Source organism: Curtobacterium sp. MCJR17_055 (genome assembly GCF_003224335.1).
Classification (GTDB): Bacteria; Actinomycetota; Actinomycetes; order Actinomycetales; family Microbacteriaceae; genus Curtobacterium.
This window is the reverse complement of the sequence record NZ_QKLF01000001.1, coordinates 710,706-730,928: the sequence shown is the minus strand read 5'-3', so window position 1 is coordinate 730,928 and position 20,223 is coordinate 710,706. Positions and strand designations below refer to the sequence as shown.

Here is a 20,223-nt window from a genome sequence, read left to right as displayed (position 1 = left end):
CCGCGAGATGTAAGCGCATACATTGGGTGGGTACCCACTCGACACGGAGGTCGACCGAGCAATGACGCTTCCCCCGCAGCGCACGCGCAGGCCCGCCGCCCAGGGCCCTCGGCCCCGGCTGGGCGGCATCCCGGGCGCATCGCACCGGTCCGGCCAGTCCCGTGCCGGCCGGACCCGTGCCGGCCGCCTCGCCGCAGCCATCGCCGGACTCGCGGTCGTGGCCCTCGTGGCCACCGGCTGCAGCATCCAGGTCCGTTCCCAGCCGGACCCGAGCATCGGCAAGGACACGATGCTCATCAACGCGGACCGCGGCAACCCGCTGTTCGACCGCAACTTCAACCCCTACATCCCGAACGCCCGCACCGCGAGCAAGTGGATGTACGAGCCGCTCATCGAGATCAACCCCCTCGACGGCACGGGCACCCCGTGGCTCGCGAGCTCCTGGGAGCTGCCCGACGCGCGGACGATCGACATGACGATCCGGAAGGGCGTCGAGTGGTCCGACGGCACGGAGTTCACGCCAGAGGACGTCGTCTTCACGTTCGACCTCCTCAAGGAGTTCCCCGCGATGGACGTGAAGGGCGCGTGGCAGCACATCGACCGCATCGAGCGGGACGGCGACCACCTGGTCTTCCACCTCAAGGGCGAGGACGTCCCGAGCCTCAACATCATCGGCGCGACGTACATCCTGCCCGAGCACCACTACGGCACGGTGAAGGACCCCGTCACCTGGCGTGACCCAGACCCCGTCGGCACCGGCCCGTTCGTGCTCGGCAACTACTCCGACCAGCAGTACTCGATGGACAAGAACCCGACGTACTGGCAGGCCGACGAGATCGCGATCGAGCACCTCGTGCTCCCCGCGACGAACACGCAGCTCGACACCGTCACACGCGGCTACGACTGGGCGTACTCGTTCATCTCGGACGTCGAGGGCACGTGGGGCGCTGCATCGCCGGACAACAAGTGGTGGTTCCCTGCCGGCGGCGTGATCGGCCTCATCCCGAACCTGACGAAGGCGCCGTACAACGACGTCAACGTGCGCAAGGGCATCTCGTACGCGCTCGACCGCGACGGCATCGCCGAGACCGCCTCCGAGGGCAACCTCAGCGCAGCGGGTCAGACCGGCTTGATCCTGCCGAACCAGGAGCAGTACCTCGACCCGTCGATCCCCGACGAGGGGATGATCACGCAGGACACCGACCGCGCCCTGGCCGAGTTCGCGAAGTCCGGCTACGAGCAGCAGGGCGGCAAGCTCGTCAAGGACGGCAAGCAGCTCGAGATCACCCTGATGACCGCGAACGGCTACTCGGACTGGCTCCGTGCCGCACAGCAGGTGCAGCGTGACCTCGGGAAGATCGGCGTGGAGGTGCAGATCCAGGCTCCGCAACCCGCCGGCTACCAGCAGAACATCAACAACGGCACGTTCGACATGGCGATGGGCGGCATGGGGAACGGTGACGTCTTCCAGGCCTACAACTCACTGCTGTCGAGCGACTTCTACCAGCCGGTCGGCAAGTCGACGGTGAACAACTTCGAGCGGTACAAGAACGCGGACACCCAGAAGCTCCTCGACGAGTACCGCGGCACGACCGACCGGGGCGAGCAGCAGCAGATCCTCAACAAGCTGCAGGCCATCGTGTACGACGACCTGCCCGTGATCGGCATGTACTACGGCGGACTCTGGGGCCTGTTCAACACCGGCAAGTTCGTCGGCTGGCCGAGTGCCGAGGACCCGTACATGGCACCGCAGAACTACGACTCCGCACCGCTGTTGATCTTCACGAAGCTCCGGCTCCGTGACAGTGCGGCGGGCAAGAAGATCCTGGAGGAGCAGGCCAAGTGAAGTACGTCCTCCAGAAACTCGTCCTCTTCGTCCTGACCCTCTGGGCTGCGGTCACGCTGAACTTCGTGCTCCCGCGTCTCATGCCGGGCAGCCCGTCCGATGCGGCGCTCGCGAAGCTCAGCCAGAACGGTCCGGTCACCGACGCCACGAAGAAGGCCATCGAGGCCCAGCTCGGCGTCCCCAGCGGCAACCTCTGGGACCAGTACGTCAGCTACCTGCACCAGGTCGTCACGCTCGACTTCGGCACGAGCTACACGTTCTACCCGCAGCCCGTCGGCGACCTGGTCGGCCGTGCCCTGCCGTACACGCTCGTGCTCGTCGGAACGGTGACGATCCTGGCGTTCGTCATCGGCACGCTGATCGGCGTCGCGGCGGCGTGGAAGCGCGGCACCTGGCTCGACTCGCTCCCGACCCTGTCGGGCTCCTTCATGTCGACGTTCCCGTACTTCTGGACGGCGCTCCTGCTGCTGTTCTTCCTCGGCTACGTCCTGCACTGGTTCCCGACCACCGGTGCCTCGTCCGCGACGAGCGTCCCGGGCTGGAACGGCACCTACATCGGCGACGTCCTGCGGCACGCGATCCTGCCGGCGGTGACGATCCTCGTGACGAGCCTGGGCGGCTGGATCATCGGCATGCGCAACGCGATGATCAACACGCTCGGCGACGACTACGTCACCTTCGCCGAGGCGAACGGCCTCCGCGGTCGCACGGTCGCCGTCCGCTACGCCGCCCGGAACGCGATCCTGCCGAACCTGACCGGCTTCGGCCTGGCACTCGGCGGTGTCGTCGGCGGCTCGGTGCTGGTCGAGCAGGTGTTCGGCTACCCGGGCATCGGCTACCTGCTGTTCAACGCCGTGATCGGGCAGGACTACCCGCTGATGCAGGCCCTCTTCCTGATGATCACCGTGTCGGTGCTCATCGCCAACTTCATCGTGGACGTCCTGTACGGCGTCCTGGACCCGAGGACGCGCCGATGACCACCACGAAAGCACCGGACACAACGGTGGCAGTACGGACCCGAGGAGAACAGGAAACCGCCCCCTCCAAGCTCAGGGCAGCCGCTCGCCAGCTCGGCGTCGTCTGGAGCAACACCAAGGCCCGCGTCGGCATCTGCATCCTCGGCGCCTTCGTCCTCATCGCCCTGTCCGCCCCGCTCCTCGCCCCCTACGGCGCCAGCCAGAACGGCTTCGAGCGCAACGCCGACGCCACGTGGGCGCACTGGATGGGCACCACCGCCGCCGGCGAGGACGTCCTCTCCCAGTTGATCTACGGCGCCCGGGTCTCCGTGCTCGTCGGCGCGGTCGCGGGCTTCCTCTCCACGCTCGTCGCCGTCGCGATCGGTCTGAGCTGGGGCTACATCCGCGGCTGGGTCGCCGAGGTCATCGGGTTCATCGTGAACCTCTTCCTCGTCATCCCGGGTCTTCCCCTGATGATCGTCATCGCGGCGTACCTGCAGAACGGCGGCATCGCGGTGATCATCGCCGTGATCGTCGTCACCGGCTGGGCGTGGGGCGCGCGCGTCCTCCGCAGCCAGACGCAGTCCCTGCGCAGCCGCGACTTCGTCACGGCCGCGCAGTTCTCCGGCGACGGTGCGACGCGCATCGTCTTCCGCGAGATCCTGCCGAACATGACGTCCCTGATCGTCGGCAGCTTCTTCGGCGCGGCGACGAGCGCGATCCTCGCTGAGGCGGGCCTCGAGTTCCTCGGACTCGGTGACTCGTCGATCGTCAGCTGGGGCACGATCCTCTACTGGGCGCAGAACTCGAACGCGCTGCTCACCGGTCAGTGGATCCTGCTGTTCGCCCCGGGTCTCTGCATCGCCCTCCTGGCGATGAGCCTCACCCTGATCAACTTCGGCGTCGACGCCGTGTCCAACCCGCGGCTGCGCGAGGGCGCGCGCCGCAAGCGCAAGGAGGTCACCGCATGAGCGGCGCAACCAGCGACGGCCTGGAGGCGCGTGGCGGCGCCGCCACGCGCCTCCCGTCCGGAACTCCGCAGGACCAGGGCCGGACCGACGTCCTGCTCGACGTCCGCGACCTGTCCGTCGTCTACGAGTCGGCCGGCCAGACGGCCGTCCAGGCCGTCGACCACGTCTCCTTCTCCCTGCGCAAGGGCGAGTTCGTCGGCCTGGTCGGCGAGTCCGGCTCCGGCAAGTCGACGCTCGGCTACGCGCTCACCCGGCTGCAGAAGCCGCCGGCGCGCACCAACGGCGGCAACATCGTCTTCGGCGGGAGCGACATCCGCGACCTCGGCGACGAGGAGCTCCGGCGCCAGCGCCAGGGCGGTTTCGCCATGGTGCTGCAGTCCGGCATGAACGCGCTCAACCCGGTACGGACGATCCGCAACCACTTCATCGACGTCTTCAGGGCCCACGGTCATGTGCCCCGCGAGCGGTGGGACGCCCGGATGCGCGAGCTCATCGGCAAGGTGAAGCTGCCCGAGACCATGCTCGCGCGGTACCCGGGGGAGCTCTCCGGCGGCATGCGGCAGCGCGTGTCGATCGCCCTCGCCCTGTCGCTCGAGCCGCAGCTCATGGTGTTCGACGAGCCGACCACGGCCCTCGACGTGCTCGTGCAGCACGCCGTGATGGACACGATCATCGAGCTGCAGCGTTCCGAGGGGTTCACCGCGATCCTCATCAGCCACGACCTCGGCATCGTGCTCGAGGCGACCGAGCGCGTGCTCGTCATGCACGAGGGGCGGATCGTCGAGGACGGCCGCTCGCTCGAGGTCCTCCGTGACCCGCAGGACGACTACACGACGATGCTGCTGTCGCACTACGCGGACCCGCGGGCTGAGGTCGTGTCGTTGCCGGGGTTCCCGGACCGGTCGCAGCGCTCGGCGTCCCGTCAGGAGACCACCTCGTCCTTCGCCACCGTCGGCTCCCGGGAGCGCTCGGCCGCGAAGAACCCGATCGTCGTCGACCACCTGGTCAAGACGTACCCGGCGCCCCGTCGTGGCGAGCAGCCCGTGCAGGCCGTCCGCGACGTGTCGTTCACCCTCGAGCCCGGGCAGTCGCTCGCCCTGGTCGGCCAGTCCGGCTCGGGCAAGTCGACCATCGCGAAGATGCTCACCGGCGTCGAGCAGCCGACCTCGGGCACGGTGCGCTTCGGCGACACGGACGTGGCGAAGCTCGGGAGGCGCGGTCTGAAGGACCTGCGCTCCGAGGTGCAGATGGTGTTCCAGGACCCGTACGCGGCGCTCAACCCGCTGCACACGGTGGAGTACATCCTGTCCCGACCGATCGCGAACTACACCGGACTCCGCGGGCGCGATGCCCGGCGTCGGATGCTCGAGATCCTCGAGACCGTGGGCCTGACGCCCGTCGAGCAGTTCGCGCAGAAGCTCCCGCACCAGCTCTCCGGCGGGCAGCGGCAGCGTGTGGTCATCGCCCGGGCGCTGGCCAGCGACCCGCAGGTGATCATCGCCGACGAGCCCGTCTCGATGCTCGACGTGACGCTGCGGGCCGGCGTCCTCGCGCTGCTCGAGGACCTGCGGGAGCAGTGGGGCGTCTCGCTCCTCTACATCACGCACGACCTGCTGAGCGCCCGCCTCATCACCGACGACATCATGGTGCTGCACGACGGCGCCGTGGTCGAGCGCGGCAGGACGGCCGAGGTACTGCAGCACCCGCAGGACGACTACACGGTCGCGCTGCTGGACGCGGTCCCGAACCCGCGGCGGACACTGCTCGGATGACGACCTTGCTCGACTTCCCGCCCGTTCCGCCCTTCGGGCACCTCCCGACTCCGGAGGGTGTCGACGCCGTCGGCATCGACCTGCCCGTCGGTCGGCTCACCGCCTACCGCGTCGTCCCTGCGGGGGAGTCGAAGGGCACGGTCCTGATCGTCCCCGGGTACACCGGGTCGAAGGAGGACTGGCGCACCTTCATGCCCCTGCTGCGCGAGGCCGGCTGGACCGCGGTCGCGATCAGCCGCCGCGGCCAGGCCGACTCGGCAGCACCGACCTCGCCGTCCGACTACTCGCTCGACGAGGAAGCGGCCGACGTCGTCCGGGTCGCGGCGCTGCTCGACGACGGCGCCCCGGTGCACCTGATCGGTCACTCGCTCGGCGGCGTGATCGCCCGCGCGGCCGCCATCGCCTCGCCGGGGTCGTTCCGCAGCGTCGTGCAGTTCTGCTCCGGCCCGTACGGCTGGCCCTACCGCAAGGTCACCGAGCTCACGATCCTGCACGACACCGGCGGGAACAACCGCACGCTGTTCGACGCCACGAACCCGCTCTGGGCGTACCGACCCGACGAGGACCTCCCCGACGACGTCCGCATGGTGCGCGACCGCTTCGACGCCACGAGCCCCCTGAGCGTCGTCGCTGGCGGACACATCCTCGAGGACCACACCGATTCGTCCGCCGAACTCCGCGCGACCGGGCTCCCGGTCCTCGTGGCGCACGGCGAGTGGGACGGCGCCTGGCCGATCCCGTGGCAGCGGCAGATGGCCGAGGACACCGGCGCCAGCTACGAGGTCGTCCCCACGAGCTACCACGGCCCCCACGTCGAGAACCCGGCCGCGACCATCGCGCTGTTCGACGACTTCCTCGGCCGGCACGCACCGGCTCGCACCGGCTCGCACCTGAAAGGCACCATCATCACCACGCTGCAGTTCCCCGACGGCTTCCTCTGGGGTGCCGCCACCGCCGCCCACCAGATCGAGGGCAACAACGTAGGCTCCAACTGGTGGGTGCACGAGCACGAGCCCGACACCACCATCGTCGAGCCCTCCGGCGACGCCGCGGACAGCTACCACCGCTACCGCGAGGACATCCGCATCGCCGCCGACCTCGGCCTGAACTCCTACCGGTTCAGCATCGAGTGGGCCCGCATCGAGCCCGAGCGCGGGTTCGTCTCCCGCGCCGAGGTCGACCACTACCGCCGCATGGTCGAGGCTTGCCACGAGGCCGGCATCGAACCGATCGTCACCCTCATGCACTTCACCGTGCCCCGGTGGTTCGAACGCGACGGCTTCTGGCGTGCACCCGACGCCGCCGACTTGTTCGCCCGCTACACCGAGGCCGCGCTCCCGGTCGTGCAGGACGGCGTCCGCTACGTCTGCACGATCAACGAGCCGAACATCGCGGCGATGCTCGCGGGTGGTGAGGACGCCGCGAACCTCGTCGCCTACGGCCTGCCGAACCCGGACCTGGGCGTCGCCGACGCCCTGCTGGCCAGCCACCGGCGGTCGCGAGACGTGCTGTCACAGGTGTCGGGCCTCAAGTCCGGGTGGACCGTCGCGACCCAGGCGTTCCGGGCGAACGGTGAGCCCGGCTCCGAGGAGATGCTCCGCGAGTACGGGTACCCGCGTGACGACTGGTACCTCGAGGCCGCTGCGGGCGACGACTTCCTCGGCGTGCAGGCCTACACCCGCACGTTCATCGGCCCCTCCGGTCCGTTGCCCGTCGCCGACGATGTCGAGACGACGCTGACCGGGTGGGAGTTCTACCCCGAGGCCTCGGCGGACGGCCTGCGGTCGGCGTGGGCGCTCTCCGGCGGTGTCCCGCTGATGATCACCGAGAACGGCATCGCCACCGCCGACGACACCCGCCGGATCGCCTACACGCAGGGCGCCCTCGAGGGGATCCACCGCTGCATCGAGGACGGCATCGAGGTCCTCGGCTACCAGCACTGGTCGCTGCTCGACAACTACGAGTGGGCCTCCGGGTTCCGGCCGACGTTCGGGCTCGTCGCATGGGACCGGGAGACGTTCGAGCGGACGCCGAAGGACTCGGCGCGGTGGTACGGGGGAGTCGCACGGGCGAACGCGCTCGAGACGCGTCGCGACTGACGTCCTGTCCTGACGGACGGGAGGCGCGGGGCCGGCTTGCACCACGTCACCCGGTCACTCCGTGGCCGGGTGACCGACGCCCCCGTGACTCCGTACACCGGTGGAGATCCTTGAGGGAGGGACGGCTCGTCGAGCGGACGAGCCGTCGTCGGAGTCGGTCCGCCGGCATCTCGACCAGCACGCCGCCCAGCACACATCCGTCGTGCAGTTCTGCTCCGGCCAGTACGGCTGGCCCTACCGCAGGGTGACCGAGCTGACGATAGTGCACGGCACCGGCCGGAACCTCCGTCGGCTGGCGGATTCGACCAATCCGCTCTGGCGTACCGACCCGACCAGGAACGCCCGTGACGGCGTTCGCATGGCCCGAAACCGGTTCGACGCGACGAGTCCGCTGAGCGTCATTGCCGGCGGGCACATCCTCGAGGGCTACACGCGGCTCGTCCGCCGGGTTACGGGCGGTTGGATCGGCGTGCCCGCGAGATGCTCCCGCGGGTGTCCGATGACCATGCCGGGCGAGGTGACCGGGACGAACCCCTTTCGTTGTGCATGTTCTCCACGTGAATACCAGTGTGCTGATACTTGAGTTACACATCGGCCATCATGTCCTCGTGTTCCTGCATCTGACAGCCGATCCGCTTCGACGCCGACGCAGCACTCGTCCCGAGCTCCAGGGCGTCCGAGCCGTCGCCGCTGCCCTCGTGCTCGCCTTCCACGCGGACGTGCCAGGACTGGACGGCGGCTTCCTCGGCGTGGACGTGTTCCTCGTGCTCTCCGGGTACGTGGTCACGACCATGTTGCTCGCCGAGCATCGCCGTTCCGGTGCGATCGATCTGGTGGCGTTCACCCGGGCACGCTTCTCACGCCTCGCTCCGACGGCCGTCGTGGTCGCCCTGTCGACCTTCGTCGTCGCGCTCCTGGCGGCTTCGCCGCTGGCGCGTCCGCAGTTGGTCCCTGAAGCGACCGCGGCCGTGTTCGGCTACGAGAACCTCCTCCTCGCGGTCCGCGGTGTCGACTACCTGCAAGACGACACGGTGAGCGCATTCCGGCAGTTCTGGTCACTCGGGCTCGAGGTGCAGTTCTACGCCGTTTGGCCAGTGGTGCTGGTTCTGGCACTGCGGTTCGCGGAGCGGCGCGGTGCGATCTGGGTCACAGGGTTCGGACTCGTCGTCTCACTCGCGAGCGTTCCGATGGCCCGAGCAGTGGCGGAACCGTTCGCCTTCTTCATGCTGCCCAGCCGTGCTTGGGAGTTTTTGGCGGGTGCGCTGCTCGCTGTGGGCCCCGCGTTCGCGTTCGCCCCCGCCGTCACCGCGGTGGTGCGTGTCGCCGGTCTGCTCCTCGTCGCCGCCGGTGTGGCCCTCGCCGGGCCGGAGACCGTGCAACCCGGCCTGCTGACGCTCCTCCCGGTGCTGGGGACCATGACCCTCCTGCTCCCGGGCACCTCGGCTCGGTTCGACGTGGTGCGGCGTCTGCTCAGTACACGGCCGATGGTGGTGCTCGGTGATGCTTCGTACTCGATCTACCTGTGGCACTGGCCGCTCCTCGCCCTTCCGGTCCTCGTCCGCGGAGCACCCACACCCTGGCCGTTCCGCCTCGTGCTCCTGGTCGCGACGGTCTCCGTCGGTCTGGGGAGTGCTGCAGTCCTGGAGCGGCGCGCTCGTCGATTCCTCGAGCGCTGCCGTCCTCGGACGACGAGCCTGCTCGCCGTGGCGGCGGTCGCCACGCTCGTCGTACCGAGTGCGGTCGCCGTGTCGGCTCGCACCTCGTCGGACGTGCGGGTGGCCGGCCCTGACGCTGCGCGCATCGCTCCGAGACCGAGCGCCCCCGACGTCGTCCCGGCGAACGTCACCCCGGCGCTCACCGATGCGCTTCGCGACCTGCCCTTCCCGTACTCGGCCCACTGCGTGGCGAACCTGCTCGACCCACCCGCCGAGCCGTGTGTGATCGAGCCGAGACGAACCCGTCGTGTCGCGCTCGTCGGGGACAGCCACGCGATGCAGTGGGCAGATGTCGTACGACGTGCTGCGAGGGACGCACGGGTGGGTCTGACCGTCCATGGTCGGGCTGCCTGCCCGTTCGCGGACATCCGTGTGGTCAACCCGCAACTCGGTCGGGAGTACCGGGAGTGCGATGCGTGGCGGCGCGAAACGCTCGCGAGCATCCGCGCAGAACATCCGGAGGTCGTCGTGGTCGGAGAGGCGACGGCGCTCTACCGGGGGCGACAGGTGGGCGACGGCCCCTTCGAGCGCGTTTGGCGAGACGGAGTCCGGCGATCCCTGGCCGCCCTGCGGCCCGGCACGCGGGTCGTCTTCGTACAGGACACCCCGTCGTGGCCGTCCGATCCGAACGAGTGTCTCGCGAGCCACCTCGAGGCGGTGGATCGATGTGCGCATCCCAGCGGGGTGCTGCTCGACGCCGACGTCCGTCGGTGGGTCAGCGGCCTCGCGCCATCGGTGACGGTCATCGATCCCGTGCCGGCGCTGTGCTCCCACTCTTGCTCCCCGGTGCTCTGGAACGTGCTCGTGTACCGCGACCGGTCCCACCTCACCGCTGTTGCTGCGCGAACTCGGCGGGCCCGTTCGAGAGCAACTCGCAGCCATATTTCGGCTGTGATATTTTGAACATCATGTTTTCACCACGTCATCCTGCGGTGCTGGTCACGGGCGGTGCGGGCTACATCGGGTCCCATGTGGTCCGGCTCCTCGTGGACGCCGGTCGCGAGGTCGTCGTGGTCGACGACCTCTCCACCGGAGAACTGGAACGTGTCGACGACGTCCCCTTCGTTCATCTCGACCTCGCTTCCGTCCACGCACGAGCTCGCCTCGACGCGACCATCCGAACTCATGGTGTCGGAAGTGTCGTGCACCTCGCGGCCATGAAGCAGGTCGGAGAATCCGTTGACCGCCCCACCTGGTACTTCGATCGCAACATCGGTGGCTTGACCAACCTCTTGGCAGCGATGGAGGACCGCGGCGTCCGCGCGATGGTCTTCTCCTCGTCGGCTGCGGTGTACGGCGAGGTGTCCGGTGGACAGGTGCGTGAAGACCATCCCTGCGCGCCGGTCAACCCCTACGGGCAGTCGAAGCTCGTCGGGGAGTGGATGCTCGCCAACGCGGCCCATGCGTGGGGACTGCGGGGGATCAGCTTGCGCTACTTCAACGTCGCGGGGACGGGATGGCCGCAACTGCGCGACCGAACGGAAGCGAATCTCGTCCCGATCGTCATGCGCGCGGTGCGGGAGGGGTGCCCGGTGCCGGTCTTCGGGGTCGACCACCCGACGCAGGACGGTTCCTGCGTCCGCGACTACATCCACGTCGTCGATCTCGCGGATGCACACGTCGCCGCGCTCGAACACCTCTGCGGAGCGGACGCCGGGCACACCGCGCTCAACCTCGGAACGGGCCGTGGGACCTCGGTGCTGGAGATCGTGCAGGCGGTGTCGGCTTGCGCCGCACGTCCGGCGGCCATCGAGGCCTTCCCGCCGCGCGCTGGTGACCCCGTGACCGTCGTGGCTGATCCTTCACGCGCTCGTCAACTCCTCGGTTGGCGGGCCCGCCACGACGTCGTCGACGCGGTCACGAGTGCGTGGTCCGCTTCCCTGACCGCCACCTCGGCTCGATCGGCCGGTTGACCGAGCCCGCGCCGTACTCGCTGTTCATCCCGGAAGGAATCCGATGCTCCCGAACCATCCGTACGACCGAACCAAGCGTGTCCTCGATGTCATCGCGGCACTGGTCCTGCTCGTCCTCTCAGCGCCCGTGTGGGCGATCGTGACCGTTGCGCTGCTCATCGTGCAGGGTCGACCGGTGTTCTTCCGGCAGCGACGGACCGGGCTCCATGGGTCGACCTTCTCGATGCTCAAGTTCCGGACCATGCTGCCGGACACCGACGGCAGTGGCACCGCGAGTGACCACCTCCGTGTCACTCCGCTCGGTGCGTTCCTGCGCGCGACGAGCCTGGATGAACTCCCGAACCTGCTCAACGTGCTTTGCGGCGAGATGAGCATCGTCGGCCCGCGCCCGATGCTCGCGATGTTCATCGAGCACCACGCACAGGACGGCCACGGACTTCGGCACGCTGTCCGGCCGGGGATCACCGGGCTCGCGCAGGTCAACGGACGGAACGACCTCGAGTACGTCCGACGCTTCGAGTACGACCTCGAGTACGTCCGACGTCGCTCACTCGGTCTCGACTTCGTCGTCCTGCTCCGCACCGTGCCGGAAGTCCTCGCTCGACGTGGTGCCTCCGGTGCTGAGCCCTGCGCACTCGCCGCGACGGACGACGTGGTCGCGAAGCGAGCAGCAGTGCTCGAGGCAACCGCAGATGCGAACGACATCCCGTCCGACCGGGACCACGATCGGCTCGATGGCACCGATCGACACCTCGTCGGAGTCTGAGCCGGCAGCACGGTCTGCGTCGCTCAGGCCATCCTCGTCCCGGTGGAACGGAAGGGGCGGTTCGACCGAACTCGAACCGCCCCTTCCGTCGTGCGTCACGGGCGGCGACGGCGCCCCCGACGGGACTCGCGACGCTCCGATCGAGCCCTCTCGACGTACCGGGTGAACGCGTCCCAGACCACGGACCGGTCGAAGTCCTCGACGGCACGACGATGTCCGCCGTCCGCGATCGCACGTCGGAGCGATCGGTCGGTTGCCACCGCTCTGAGCGCCTCTCCCGTCGCTCGTCGGTCGCCGACCGGAACGACGAGTCCCGTCTGGCCGTGCGCCACCAGATCGGCCAGGCCGGTGCAGTCGCTCGCCACCACGGGGAGGCGTGTCGCCCACGCTTCCAGGACGACGGTCGGCAGGCCCTCGCGATGTGACGGGAGGCAGAAGACATCGAATCCGCTGTACTGCTCTGCGGGGTCGTCCACGTTGCCGGTCATGGTCACCCAGTCACTGCGCAGCAGCGTGCGGACGTCGTCGTCGAGGAGGTCGACGCCCTCATCCAGTCCGATCAGCACCAGATGGGCCGGGATCCCGCTGTCGCGGACGTCCGCGACGGCGCGGACGAGGGTCTCGATGCCCTTGTCCCGGGTGACGCGCCCCACGAAGCCGATCACGAACTCGTCACCACGCAGCCCCCAGCGACCACGAACGGACGCTCGGAGTGCGGCATCGTCGGCGATCGCGGTCGCACGGGCGACGTCGGTCCCGACCACCGAACCCGCACCGACGACGTCGATGCGGGTGGTGGGCAGTCCGAGTTCCCCGCACCGTCGACGAAGGCCGTGACCGACCGCAAGGGTGTGCGTCGACATGGTCATGGACAGACGCTCCGCCGCGACGAGGAGCCGCCGCCAGATGCCGTGTGCAGTTTCGAGTCGGAGGCCGTGGAGGACCTGTACGCGAGTCGGCACTCCCGTGAGCCGAGCGGCGACACCTGCGAGCAGGGTGGCCTTCGGCGTGCCGTACACGACCGTCTCAGGACGCAGCTGTCGCATGAGCCGGACGAGCTCGAGCAGTGCGCGGAGGTCACGTGTAGGGGACGGATCCCGGGCGAGCGCGAGGGCGTGGGCTGGCACGCCCTCCCGCGCAGCGACGCGATCGAGGCGCCCGGTGTCGCCGGCAGCCATGGTGACGGGTGCCAACGAGGTCGTGGTGAGGTGGCGTAGCTGATCTCGCATCACGACGTCGAGGGTCGCGTCGACCGTCTTGACGACGAGGGTGCCGGAGCGGGGGGTGGGCATGAGGGGCCTCCGAAGGGGTGGTGGGAATCGGTCACGTGGTGACGAGGTAGCGCGGTCTGCGGAGACCCGCATTCCGCAACACCTGACCGGCGGTCCAGCCGGTATCGTGCGCGAACTGGAGGACGAGCGGCTTCCCCAGGCTGCGTGCGAGTCGACGACGCGAGGCGATCACCTTCCGCGCCGACGCCGAGAAGGCAGGGGTCCTCCGGCTGTGCATGCCGTCGTGCACCCGGTACTGCACCAATCGCTCCGGGACGTTCCCGAGGGTGCATGTCGCACTGAGGCGCAGCCAGAGGTCGTAGTCCTGCATCCGCACGCAGTCCGGGTCGTAGCCGCCTACACGCTCCAGAGGCGATCGCCGGAGCACCATCGCCGAGTGGACGAAGACGTTCCGCCGAAGGAGTTGCCGAGCGGTGTCCTCCGTCGGGACGTCGATGTGTCCCAGCGGTCGTCCGCTCTCGTCGATCACCGTGGCGGCCGATCCGACGCCGGACCACTCGGGATGCTCGTCGAGCGCTGCGATCTGTCGCTCGAGACGATGTGGTTCAGCGATGTCGTCTGCGTCCAACCGCGCGAAGAACGGCGTGTTCGTCGCGCCGAGGACGGCGTTCAGCGTCGCAGCCGTACCCCGTCGGGAGGGCCTGGTGCGGATCCGGACGCGAGGGTCGGCCATCCAGGATCGTCGGTCGTCCTCGATCGGCTCGCCGTCCAACGCCACGACCACTTCGAGGTCGTCGATGGTCTGCGTGAGGGCGGAGGTCACCGCCGCGTCCAGATGGGCGTCCAGGCGCACGGTCGGGATGGCGACGGTAACGCGGGGCGGAGCGCACCGTGAATAGAAGTTCGACATACACATACAGTATATTATGGGAATGGAGTCGTTCAGGAGGCCGTCGTACGGCCCGAGCACACGAGGGAAGGGCGGTCAGGTGTTCGTGCTGCTTGCTTCGGCGGCCCCGGGCATCGCTGGCCGGGGCGTGCAGTTCCTGGCGCTCGCGTGGTTCGCCACGCTCGTCAGGCCCGAGCAGTACGGTGAGTTCGCCGTGTTGCAGACGCTCGTAGTCGGAGCAGCGAGCGTTGTCGGCAGCACCGTCGGCATCACCGCCAACACGGCCGCGGCTGCCCACGGTGTCGACGGTCCGGGGTTGTGCGCTGCCGTCGGCGCGATGGTCCGCCTCCGGGCCGGCGTGCTCGTCGCCAACGCGTGCGCGTCCTTCCTCGTCGTGCTCGTCGGCTTCATCGCCCTCACCCACCCCTCGACGCCCGACGGGCTCGTACCGGCACTCGTCGCCGGAGCGCTCGGCGGTGCGGTCCCGGTGGCGGAGGTGCTCGTCGGTGTCCTCGCGGGCTCCGGTCGTCCCGGTGCCGCCGCCGCGGTCGATGCGCTCCGTGGTGTCGGTGGCGCTGCAGCCGCCGTCCTCATCGGTTCACTGGTCGACGGCGGCGCTGCAGCCGCAGGACTGGTCATCCCTGACCTCGTGATCGCCATCGTGGTCCTGGTCTGCGGCATCGGCCGACCTCAGGCGCCCGTCCGTCTGGATCCGAGCGCACGCGAGGGCGCTGTGTCCGGGATCGCGGCGAATCTGCTCGGGCAGGTCGCGGTCTGGATGGTCATCGCCGCGGTCGGTGCGGTCGGAGGAGCGGTGGCGATGGGGGTGTACGGCGTCGCGATGCGTTTCGCGTCCGTCATCACGGTCGCGCCGGTGTACCTCGGGAAGGTCGTTGTCCGCCACTTCGTCGAGGGGACCGACGCCCCGGGGAGGTGGACCCCTCGGTCGTTCGTCATGGTCGTGGGAGTGCTCTGCGCCATCGGCTCGGTGGTGTCGCTCCTGTTCCTCACCCTCGGCTTCCCCGAGCTGATCGACCGGTACCCGGGGGTCGTACCGGTGACGGTCGCGGTCCTGGTGGTGACATCGGTGCGGGCGGTCCTGATCTGTGTCGGACAGGTCTGCGTCGCGCGCCGAGCCTGGCGGACCTGGGTGCTCGCGGACCTCGTCGCGTGCGGTGCGACCGCTGCGTCGTTGGCGGTGACCGTCGCCCTCGGAGGGGCGTTGAGCACGGTCGTCCTCGCGTCCGGCATCGGGCACGTCGCAGGCATCGCCGTCCGGCTCGCAGGACTCCGCGGCCGCAGTGCTCGGCGGGCGTCCGCATCGGTGGCTGCGAGATGACGACGGCGAGCGCGGTCGTCCGAGCGATCGACGACAGTCGCGCGGCGGTCCACCACCTCGTGCGCGCAGCAGCCGTCGTGCCCGTCTTGCTCAGCCTCGGCTTCCTGGTGTTCGGGCACGGTGACGAGCGTGCCTTCACGGTCCCCGTCGTCGTGCACGCGGTCCTCGTCGTCCTCTCGCTCGAGGTCTCCAGGCTGCTCACGCTCCCGGTCCGCTTCGACGGCTTGACGCTCTTCACCGCCTGGGAAGCCGCCCGCGGCTGTGTCGCGCCGGTGATCATCCAGTACGTGGGCAACGGTTCGGCGTTCCACTACCGGCTGGGGAACGTGGAGGACTCGCGGACGGTGCTGTTCCTCGGATCGACGTTCTTCGCCACCGCGATCGTCGTGAGGCTCGTCGTCGGACTGGTCCGCGTCCGGACGAGCAGCGGTACCGGACGTCAGGTCGCTCGACTCCGACCGTCGCGCATCCCGACGTGGGTCCTGATCGTCGTCGGCTGCGTCGGTATGGTCATCCGCTTCCCGACCCCTGCCGCCGTCGTCGGCTTCCTCTCCGGAGCGATCGAGCAGCTCCAGGGCAACGACCAGATTGGGAGCAGCGGGGTCGTGCTCCTCGGCATGGTGCTCCGGCCGCTGCTGTTCGTCGGCCTCGTCCTCGAACTCCGTCGACGTCGCTCGGAAGGCCGACGCTGGCTGTGGCTGCTCCTGCCGCTCGGGCTCGTCCTCGTCTTCGGACTCGCGTCCTACGGGTTGAACCGGGCGACGGTGGCGTACGCGGTCTTCGCGGTGGTGTTCGTGTTCCTCGACCGGTCGGGACGCCGTCTGGAGACCGTGCCGATGATCACCGCAGTGGCCGCGCTCGGGACGTTCTTCGTCGGCATCGGGACGCTCCGGGCCACACTCTGGGTCAGTCGGACGGCGTTGGACGCGCCCTCCATCGGGATCGTCCCGGCGCTCCAGTCCGTGATCCCCTACTTCGGGACGCCGATGCAACTCGCGGCGGCGCTGCCCTGGATAGAGGCATCGAACCCCTTCGGCATCCGCACCTTCGGCTTGTCCTTGCTGTCGCCGATCCCAGGAGCGCCCGACGTGGCGAGGACCGCGTCGAGCACCGCCGTCTACAACCACGTCGTTTACCACAGCTTCCTCGGGAAGGACCAGCTCCTGCCGACCTGGTTCGAGGGGTACCTCTGCTTCGGACTCATCGGGGTGGTGCTCGCCGGCGCGTTCGCAGCCCTCCTGCTGAGCCTGAGCGACACCCTCCGCCTCGGGACGAGCACGGTGCTCTCCGCCTACGGGAGTGCGCTGCTGGTGCTCTGGAGCGCTCAGGCCGGCGTCACCTCGTTCGGAGTCATCGAGCAGAACATCATCTACTTCGTCCTCGTGCCGATGGTCCTCGGGTTCGTCAGCACCCCACCTGAGGCACGTGCCTCGACCAAGAACGAAAGGTCACATCGTGAAGATCCTCATGCTCTCGGGCATCTTCGGCCAGACCGCGGAGTACCGCGCCACCCACATGGCCGAGACCCCCGACAGCCTGCTGGCCGACGGCTTGTCGGCGATCGGTGTCGACGTGACGACCGCGCCGCCGAACTTCCGCGGTGACTGGCGCCCGTACGACATCGTCCACCTGAACCACCTCACGAACGCATGTCTCCGAGCGCTGGCCCCCTCGCGGCAGCGGATCGTATTCACGCACCACACGAGCGGGTGGAAGCCGTGGCACCACCGTCTCGTCCGCAACGCTGTCGAGCGGCGCGCCGACCGTGTCGTCGTCTTCACCGAGGACGAACGTCGTCGGCTGGGGAGGCACGTGCAAGGGGACAAGGTCGCCGTCATCCGCAGCGCGCTGGCCGTCGAACGTTTCGGACCGGAGCCGCATCGGGCTCCGGCTCCAGGGGAGCCCTGGGAGCTGCTGTACGTGGGCCAGCTCGTGGCGTTCAAGCGGGTGCACCTGGCACTCGAGCTCGTCCGGCGGATGCGCGCAGCGGGCCACCCGACTCGGCTCCGGATCATCTCCCACCGCGACACCCTGCGCCCCGATCTCGAGGCCGAAGCACGTCGTCTCGGAGTCGCCGACGCCGTCGAGTACCTCGGCACGCGCACTCGGGACGAGATCGGCCCTGAGATGGCGAAGTCACACTTCCTGGTCCTGCCGTCGCACCGCGAGGCACTCTCGACCGTGACGAGTGAGGCCGCGCTGACGGCGCTGCCCGTCCTGCTCTTCGACGTCAGCGGAGCCGACGAGCAAGTCCCAGGCGGTTGGGAGCGGCCGCACCCGGACGACGCCGAACGCTGGTTCGACCTGGCGCTTCGCCGTGTGGACCACTACGCCGAGGCCGCGGCCGCCTTCGAGCAGAACGCGACGACCGTTCGCGACCGCCTGGGGATCGATCGTGCAGTCCAAGAACACGTGGAGCTGTACCGATCCCTCCTCTGACCATCCACCACCGCAACCCGAACCAGAACGGAACGTCATGTACCTCTCAACCGTGCTCCACACCATCCGCAAGGGGTGGCTCCTCATCCTCGGCGGCGCCGTGCTCGGCCTGCTCGGAGCCGCAGCCGTCAACGTCACTGCCGTGCCGGAGTACAAGGCGACCACGAGCCTGTACGTTTCCGTCGGCGGTTCCACCAACTCGAGTGAGCTCGCTCAAGGAGGCACAGCCGCGGAGCAGAAGGTGCAGTCCTTCGCGGCGGTGGCCACCGGAGCCCGCGTCCTCCAACCGGTGATCGACGAACTCGGGCTCCGCATGACGTCGAACGAACTCGCGGAGAAGGTGGCGACGCAGACCCCGATCGACAGCGTCATCATCGACATCACGGTGACCGACGGTTCGCCGACCAATGCGAGCGCGATCGCGAATGCCGTCGGAGCAAGTCTCGCTGACGTCGTCACGGGCACGCTCGAGACGCCGAGTGCGGACGGGACGAGCCCGTTCCGCATCGAGACCGTGCAGCCTGCGCTCGTTCCGGAGGCGCCGGCGACGCCACGCGTCGTGTCGAACCTCGTTGGTGGACTCGCGCTGGGCCTCCTGGCAGGCCTCGCTGCTGCTGCGGTCCGCATCGCACTCGACACCCGGCTTGAGGGGCGGGTGGACATCGAGGAAACCGGCGGCGCGCCCGTGCTGGGCGAGGTTCCGTACCACCGGGACTTCCGGGACCGGCCGCTCGCCGTCCACAGCGACCCGCTCGCTCCGCGTTCCGAAGCGTTCCGGCGACTCCGTACGAACCTGCGCTTCCTCGAACTCGGGCGCGATTCGAAGAGCTTCGTCGTCACGTCCTCGTTGCCCGGCGAGGGGAAGAGCACCGTTGCGGTCAACATGGCACTCGCTCTCGCCGAGGACGACCAGCGTGTCGTGCTCGTCGACGGCGATCTCCGTCGCCCCAGGGTCGCGGAGATGATGGGCGTCGAGGGTGCGGTCGGATTGACTGACGTCCTCATCGGCCGGGCCGAGCTCCAGGATGCGCTGCAGCCGTGGGGCCGGGGCAATCTGGTGGTGCTGCCCTCCGGACAGGTACCCCCGAACCCGGCGGAGATGCTCAGCAGCACTGGGATGACCGCGATCCTCGCCGACCTCGAAGCGCGGTTCGACGTCATCGTAATCGACGCGCCGCCGCTCCTGCCCGTGGCGGATGCGGCGATCCTCGGTCGGATCGCGGGGGGAGCGCTCCTGGTCGCAGCCACACGCAGGACGAGTCGTAAGCACTTCGCGCAAGCCGCCGCTGCATTGCGGGACGCCGGGTCAGAGCCGCTCGGAGCGGTCATCACGATGGCTCGTCCGTCGTCACGAGACCCGTACGCCTTGAACTACTCCTACCAGTCGCCGAGCTGAGGTCGTCCTGCGCGGACTCCCGAGGGCGGGGAACCACAGGTTCCCCGCCCTCTTCGTGTCAGCAGCTCTGAGGGTGGCTCGTCGTTGCTCGGGACATCGAGCGGTTCAGTCGATGAGCGCCCTTCCGCGGACGGTCCGCGTAGGAGGCACGGGTGACGATCATGCCGCTGCCTGCGACTTGAACGCGGCCGGGTCTGGCCGTGGACGCCGCCCGACCGGCACCCGCGAGGAGCATGACCCCGGCAGTGGGTCGTTGAACGCGGACCTCACCAGCCGAGTGCACCGTCGAATACCTACGGAGCGCGCGCCGGCCGTTCTCCGGCACCATGACCTCGGCAGGCTCCGCCGTCTGCCTCTGCTCGGTCGATTGCGTGGTGCGGGCCACATCCACTGGCTCCGGTCCGTCGCATACGCTGCAACACGACAAGGGCGCCCGCGACTCGCGGGCGCCCTTGTCGTGTGATCGGTGACGACTGGCGCGGGATCAGTGGGCCGAGGTGGGGAGAACCTTCGTGCCCGAGCCGAGTTCGTTGAACGCTGGTTCTTCACCGTCGTAGTAGACGGTGTTGTCGGTGCCGCTGCTGGTGACGGTTTCCGCAGCGTGGACCGTGATCGTGTTGTGGTCACCCTCGACGGTGAGCTGCTTGACAGCGCCGATGGTCAGCGTGTTGCCGTGCCCCAGGACGTCGAACACGTCGCAGCCGTCGTGGTTGCTCTTCTGGTCGTCGGCACGGAGCGCGGCGACGCCGTCGGTGCACTTCGCTTCCGCGACGGGATGGGAGGTGGACGAGGGAGACGGGGACGGGCCGGGGGTGTGCGCCGTGCAGGCGCTGAGCGAGACGATGGTCGCGGCGGCGAGGACGCCGGCGATGATCCGGGTGCGCATGGAG

The 20,223-nt window shown here is 69.0% G+C and carries 15 protein-coding genes and 1 pseudogene; 13 read left to right on the top strand and 3 right to left on the bottom strand.

The features are described 5' to 3' along the window. The first annotated feature begins 61 nt into the window (after window positions 1-61). The 9 genes and pseudogenes from DEJ16_RS03360 to DEJ16_RS03325 all read left to right on the top strand — a co-directional run bounded on the left by DEJ16_RS03360 (window position 62) and on the right by DEJ16_RS03325 (window position 12,038). Window positions 62-1,846 carry an ABC transporter substrate-binding protein gene (locus tag DEJ16_RS03360; RefSeq protein WP_181419436.1) on the top strand — a complete coding sequence of 595 codons (1,785 nt, stop codon included), beginning with the start codon at window positions 62-64 and terminating at the stop codon, window positions 1,844-1,846. After that, a complete protein-coding gene (locus DEJ16_RS03355) occupies window positions 1,843-2,823 on the top strand; it encodes an ABC transporter permease (protein WP_110823313.1) in 981 nt (326 codons plus the stop codon). The genes DEJ16_RS03360 and DEJ16_RS03355 overlap by 4 nt, the downstream gene beginning before the upstream one ends. Next, complete coding sequence (locus DEJ16_RS03350; protein ID WP_110823315.1) at window positions 2,820-3,773, top strand: ABC transporter permease; 954 nt, start codon at window positions 2,820-2,822, stop codon at window positions 3,771-3,773. The genes DEJ16_RS03355 and DEJ16_RS03350 overlap by 4 nt, the downstream gene beginning before the upstream one ends. Continuing rightward, window positions 3,770-5,545 (top strand): ABC transporter ATP-binding protein, encoded by a 1,776-nt coding sequence (locus DEJ16_RS03345; RefSeq protein ID WP_110823317.1) that lies wholly within the window; start codon window positions 3,770-3,772, stop codon window positions 5,543-5,545. Before DEJ16_RS03350 ends, DEJ16_RS03345 begins: the two co-directional genes overlap by 4 nt. Next, a pseudogene (locus tag DEJ16_RS15915) lies at window positions 5,542-6,372 on the top strand (alpha/beta fold hydrolase); the annotation flags it as partial. The gene DEJ16_RS03345 and the pseudogene DEJ16_RS15915, both read left to right, overlap by 4 nt. A gap of 75 nt (window positions 6,373-6,447) precedes the next feature. Next, window positions 6,448-7,644: a glycoside hydrolase family 1 protein gene (locus tag DEJ16_RS15910; RefSeq protein ID WP_375232126.1), complete on the top strand. Its 1,197-nt coding sequence runs from the start codon at window positions 6,448-6,450 to the stop codon at window positions 7,642-7,644. A 608-nt stretch (window positions 7,645-8,252) separates the two neighbouring features. Next, window positions 8,253-10,262 carry an acyltransferase family protein gene (locus tag DEJ16_RS03335; RefSeq protein WP_181419435.1) on the top strand — a complete coding sequence of 670 codons (2,010 nt, stop codon included), beginning with the start codon at window positions 8,253-8,255 and terminating at the stop codon, window positions 10,260-10,262. A 5-nt stretch (window positions 10,263-10,267) separates the two neighbouring features. Next, window positions 10,268-11,272 carry a UDP-glucose 4-epimerase GalE gene (gene galE, locus DEJ16_RS03330; protein ID WP_110823944.1) on the top strand — a complete coding sequence of 335 codons (1,005 nt, stop codon included), beginning with the start codon at window positions 10,268-10,270 and terminating at the stop codon, window positions 11,270-11,272. Window positions 11,273-11,315: 43 nt separating this feature from the next. Then, window positions 11,316-12,038 (top strand): sugar transferase, encoded by a 723-nt coding sequence (locus DEJ16_RS03325; RefSeq protein WP_110823323.1) that lies wholly within the window; start codon window positions 11,316-11,318, stop codon window positions 12,036-12,038. Between the two features lie 95 nt (window positions 12,039-12,133). Here the strand turns inward: DEJ16_RS03325 and DEJ16_RS03320 are convergent, their stop codons facing one another. Then, complete coding sequence (locus DEJ16_RS03320; protein ID WP_181419434.1) at window positions 12,134-13,330, bottom strand: glycosyltransferase; 1,197 nt, start codon at window positions 13,328-13,330, stop codon at window positions 12,134-12,136. 31 nt (window positions 13,331-13,361) lie between these two features. Continuing rightward, complete coding sequence (locus DEJ16_RS03315; RefSeq protein WP_258365786.1) at window positions 13,362-14,180, bottom strand: glycosyltransferase; 819 nt, start codon at window positions 14,178-14,180, stop codon at window positions 13,362-13,364. 22 nt (window positions 14,181-14,202) lie between these two features. Between DEJ16_RS03315 and DEJ16_RS03310 the strand changes: the two genes are divergently transcribed. From DEJ16_RS03310 to DEJ16_RS03300, 4 genes are read left to right on the top strand one after another with little or no spacing between them, the layout of a single operon-like run. Continuing rightward, window positions 14,203-15,498 carry a hypothetical protein gene (locus DEJ16_RS03310; protein WP_146232799.1) on the top strand — a complete coding sequence of 432 codons (1,296 nt, stop codon included), beginning with the start codon at window positions 14,203-14,205 and terminating at the stop codon, window positions 15,496-15,498. Next, complete coding sequence (locus DEJ16_RS15905) at window positions 15,495-17,102, top strand: hypothetical protein (protein WP_258365785.1); 1,608 nt, start codon at window positions 15,495-15,497, stop codon at window positions 17,100-17,102. Before DEJ16_RS03310 ends, DEJ16_RS15905 begins: the two co-directional genes overlap by 4 nt. After that, window positions 17,014-17,937: a glycosyltransferase family 4 protein gene (locus DEJ16_RS03305; RefSeq protein ID WP_258365806.1), complete on the top strand. Its 924-nt coding sequence runs from the start codon at window positions 17,014-17,016 to the stop codon at window positions 17,935-17,937. The genes DEJ16_RS15905 and DEJ16_RS03305 overlap by 89 nt, the downstream gene beginning before the upstream one ends. 37 nt (window positions 17,938-17,974) lie before the next feature. Then, window positions 17,975-19,333 (top strand): polysaccharide biosynthesis tyrosine autokinase, encoded by a 1,359-nt coding sequence (locus DEJ16_RS03300; protein ID WP_110823333.1) that lies wholly within the window; start codon window positions 17,975-17,977, stop codon window positions 19,331-19,333. Between the two features lie 484 nt (window positions 19,334-19,817). Here the strand turns inward: DEJ16_RS03300 and DEJ16_RS15675 are convergent, their stop codons facing one another. Next, window positions 19,818-20,219, bottom strand: a complete 402-nt coding sequence (locus tag DEJ16_RS15675; protein WP_181419432.1) for a DUF3060 domain-containing protein — start codon at window positions 20,217-20,219, stop codon at window positions 19,818-19,820. Between the last annotated feature and the right edge of the window lie 4 nt (window positions 20,220-20,223).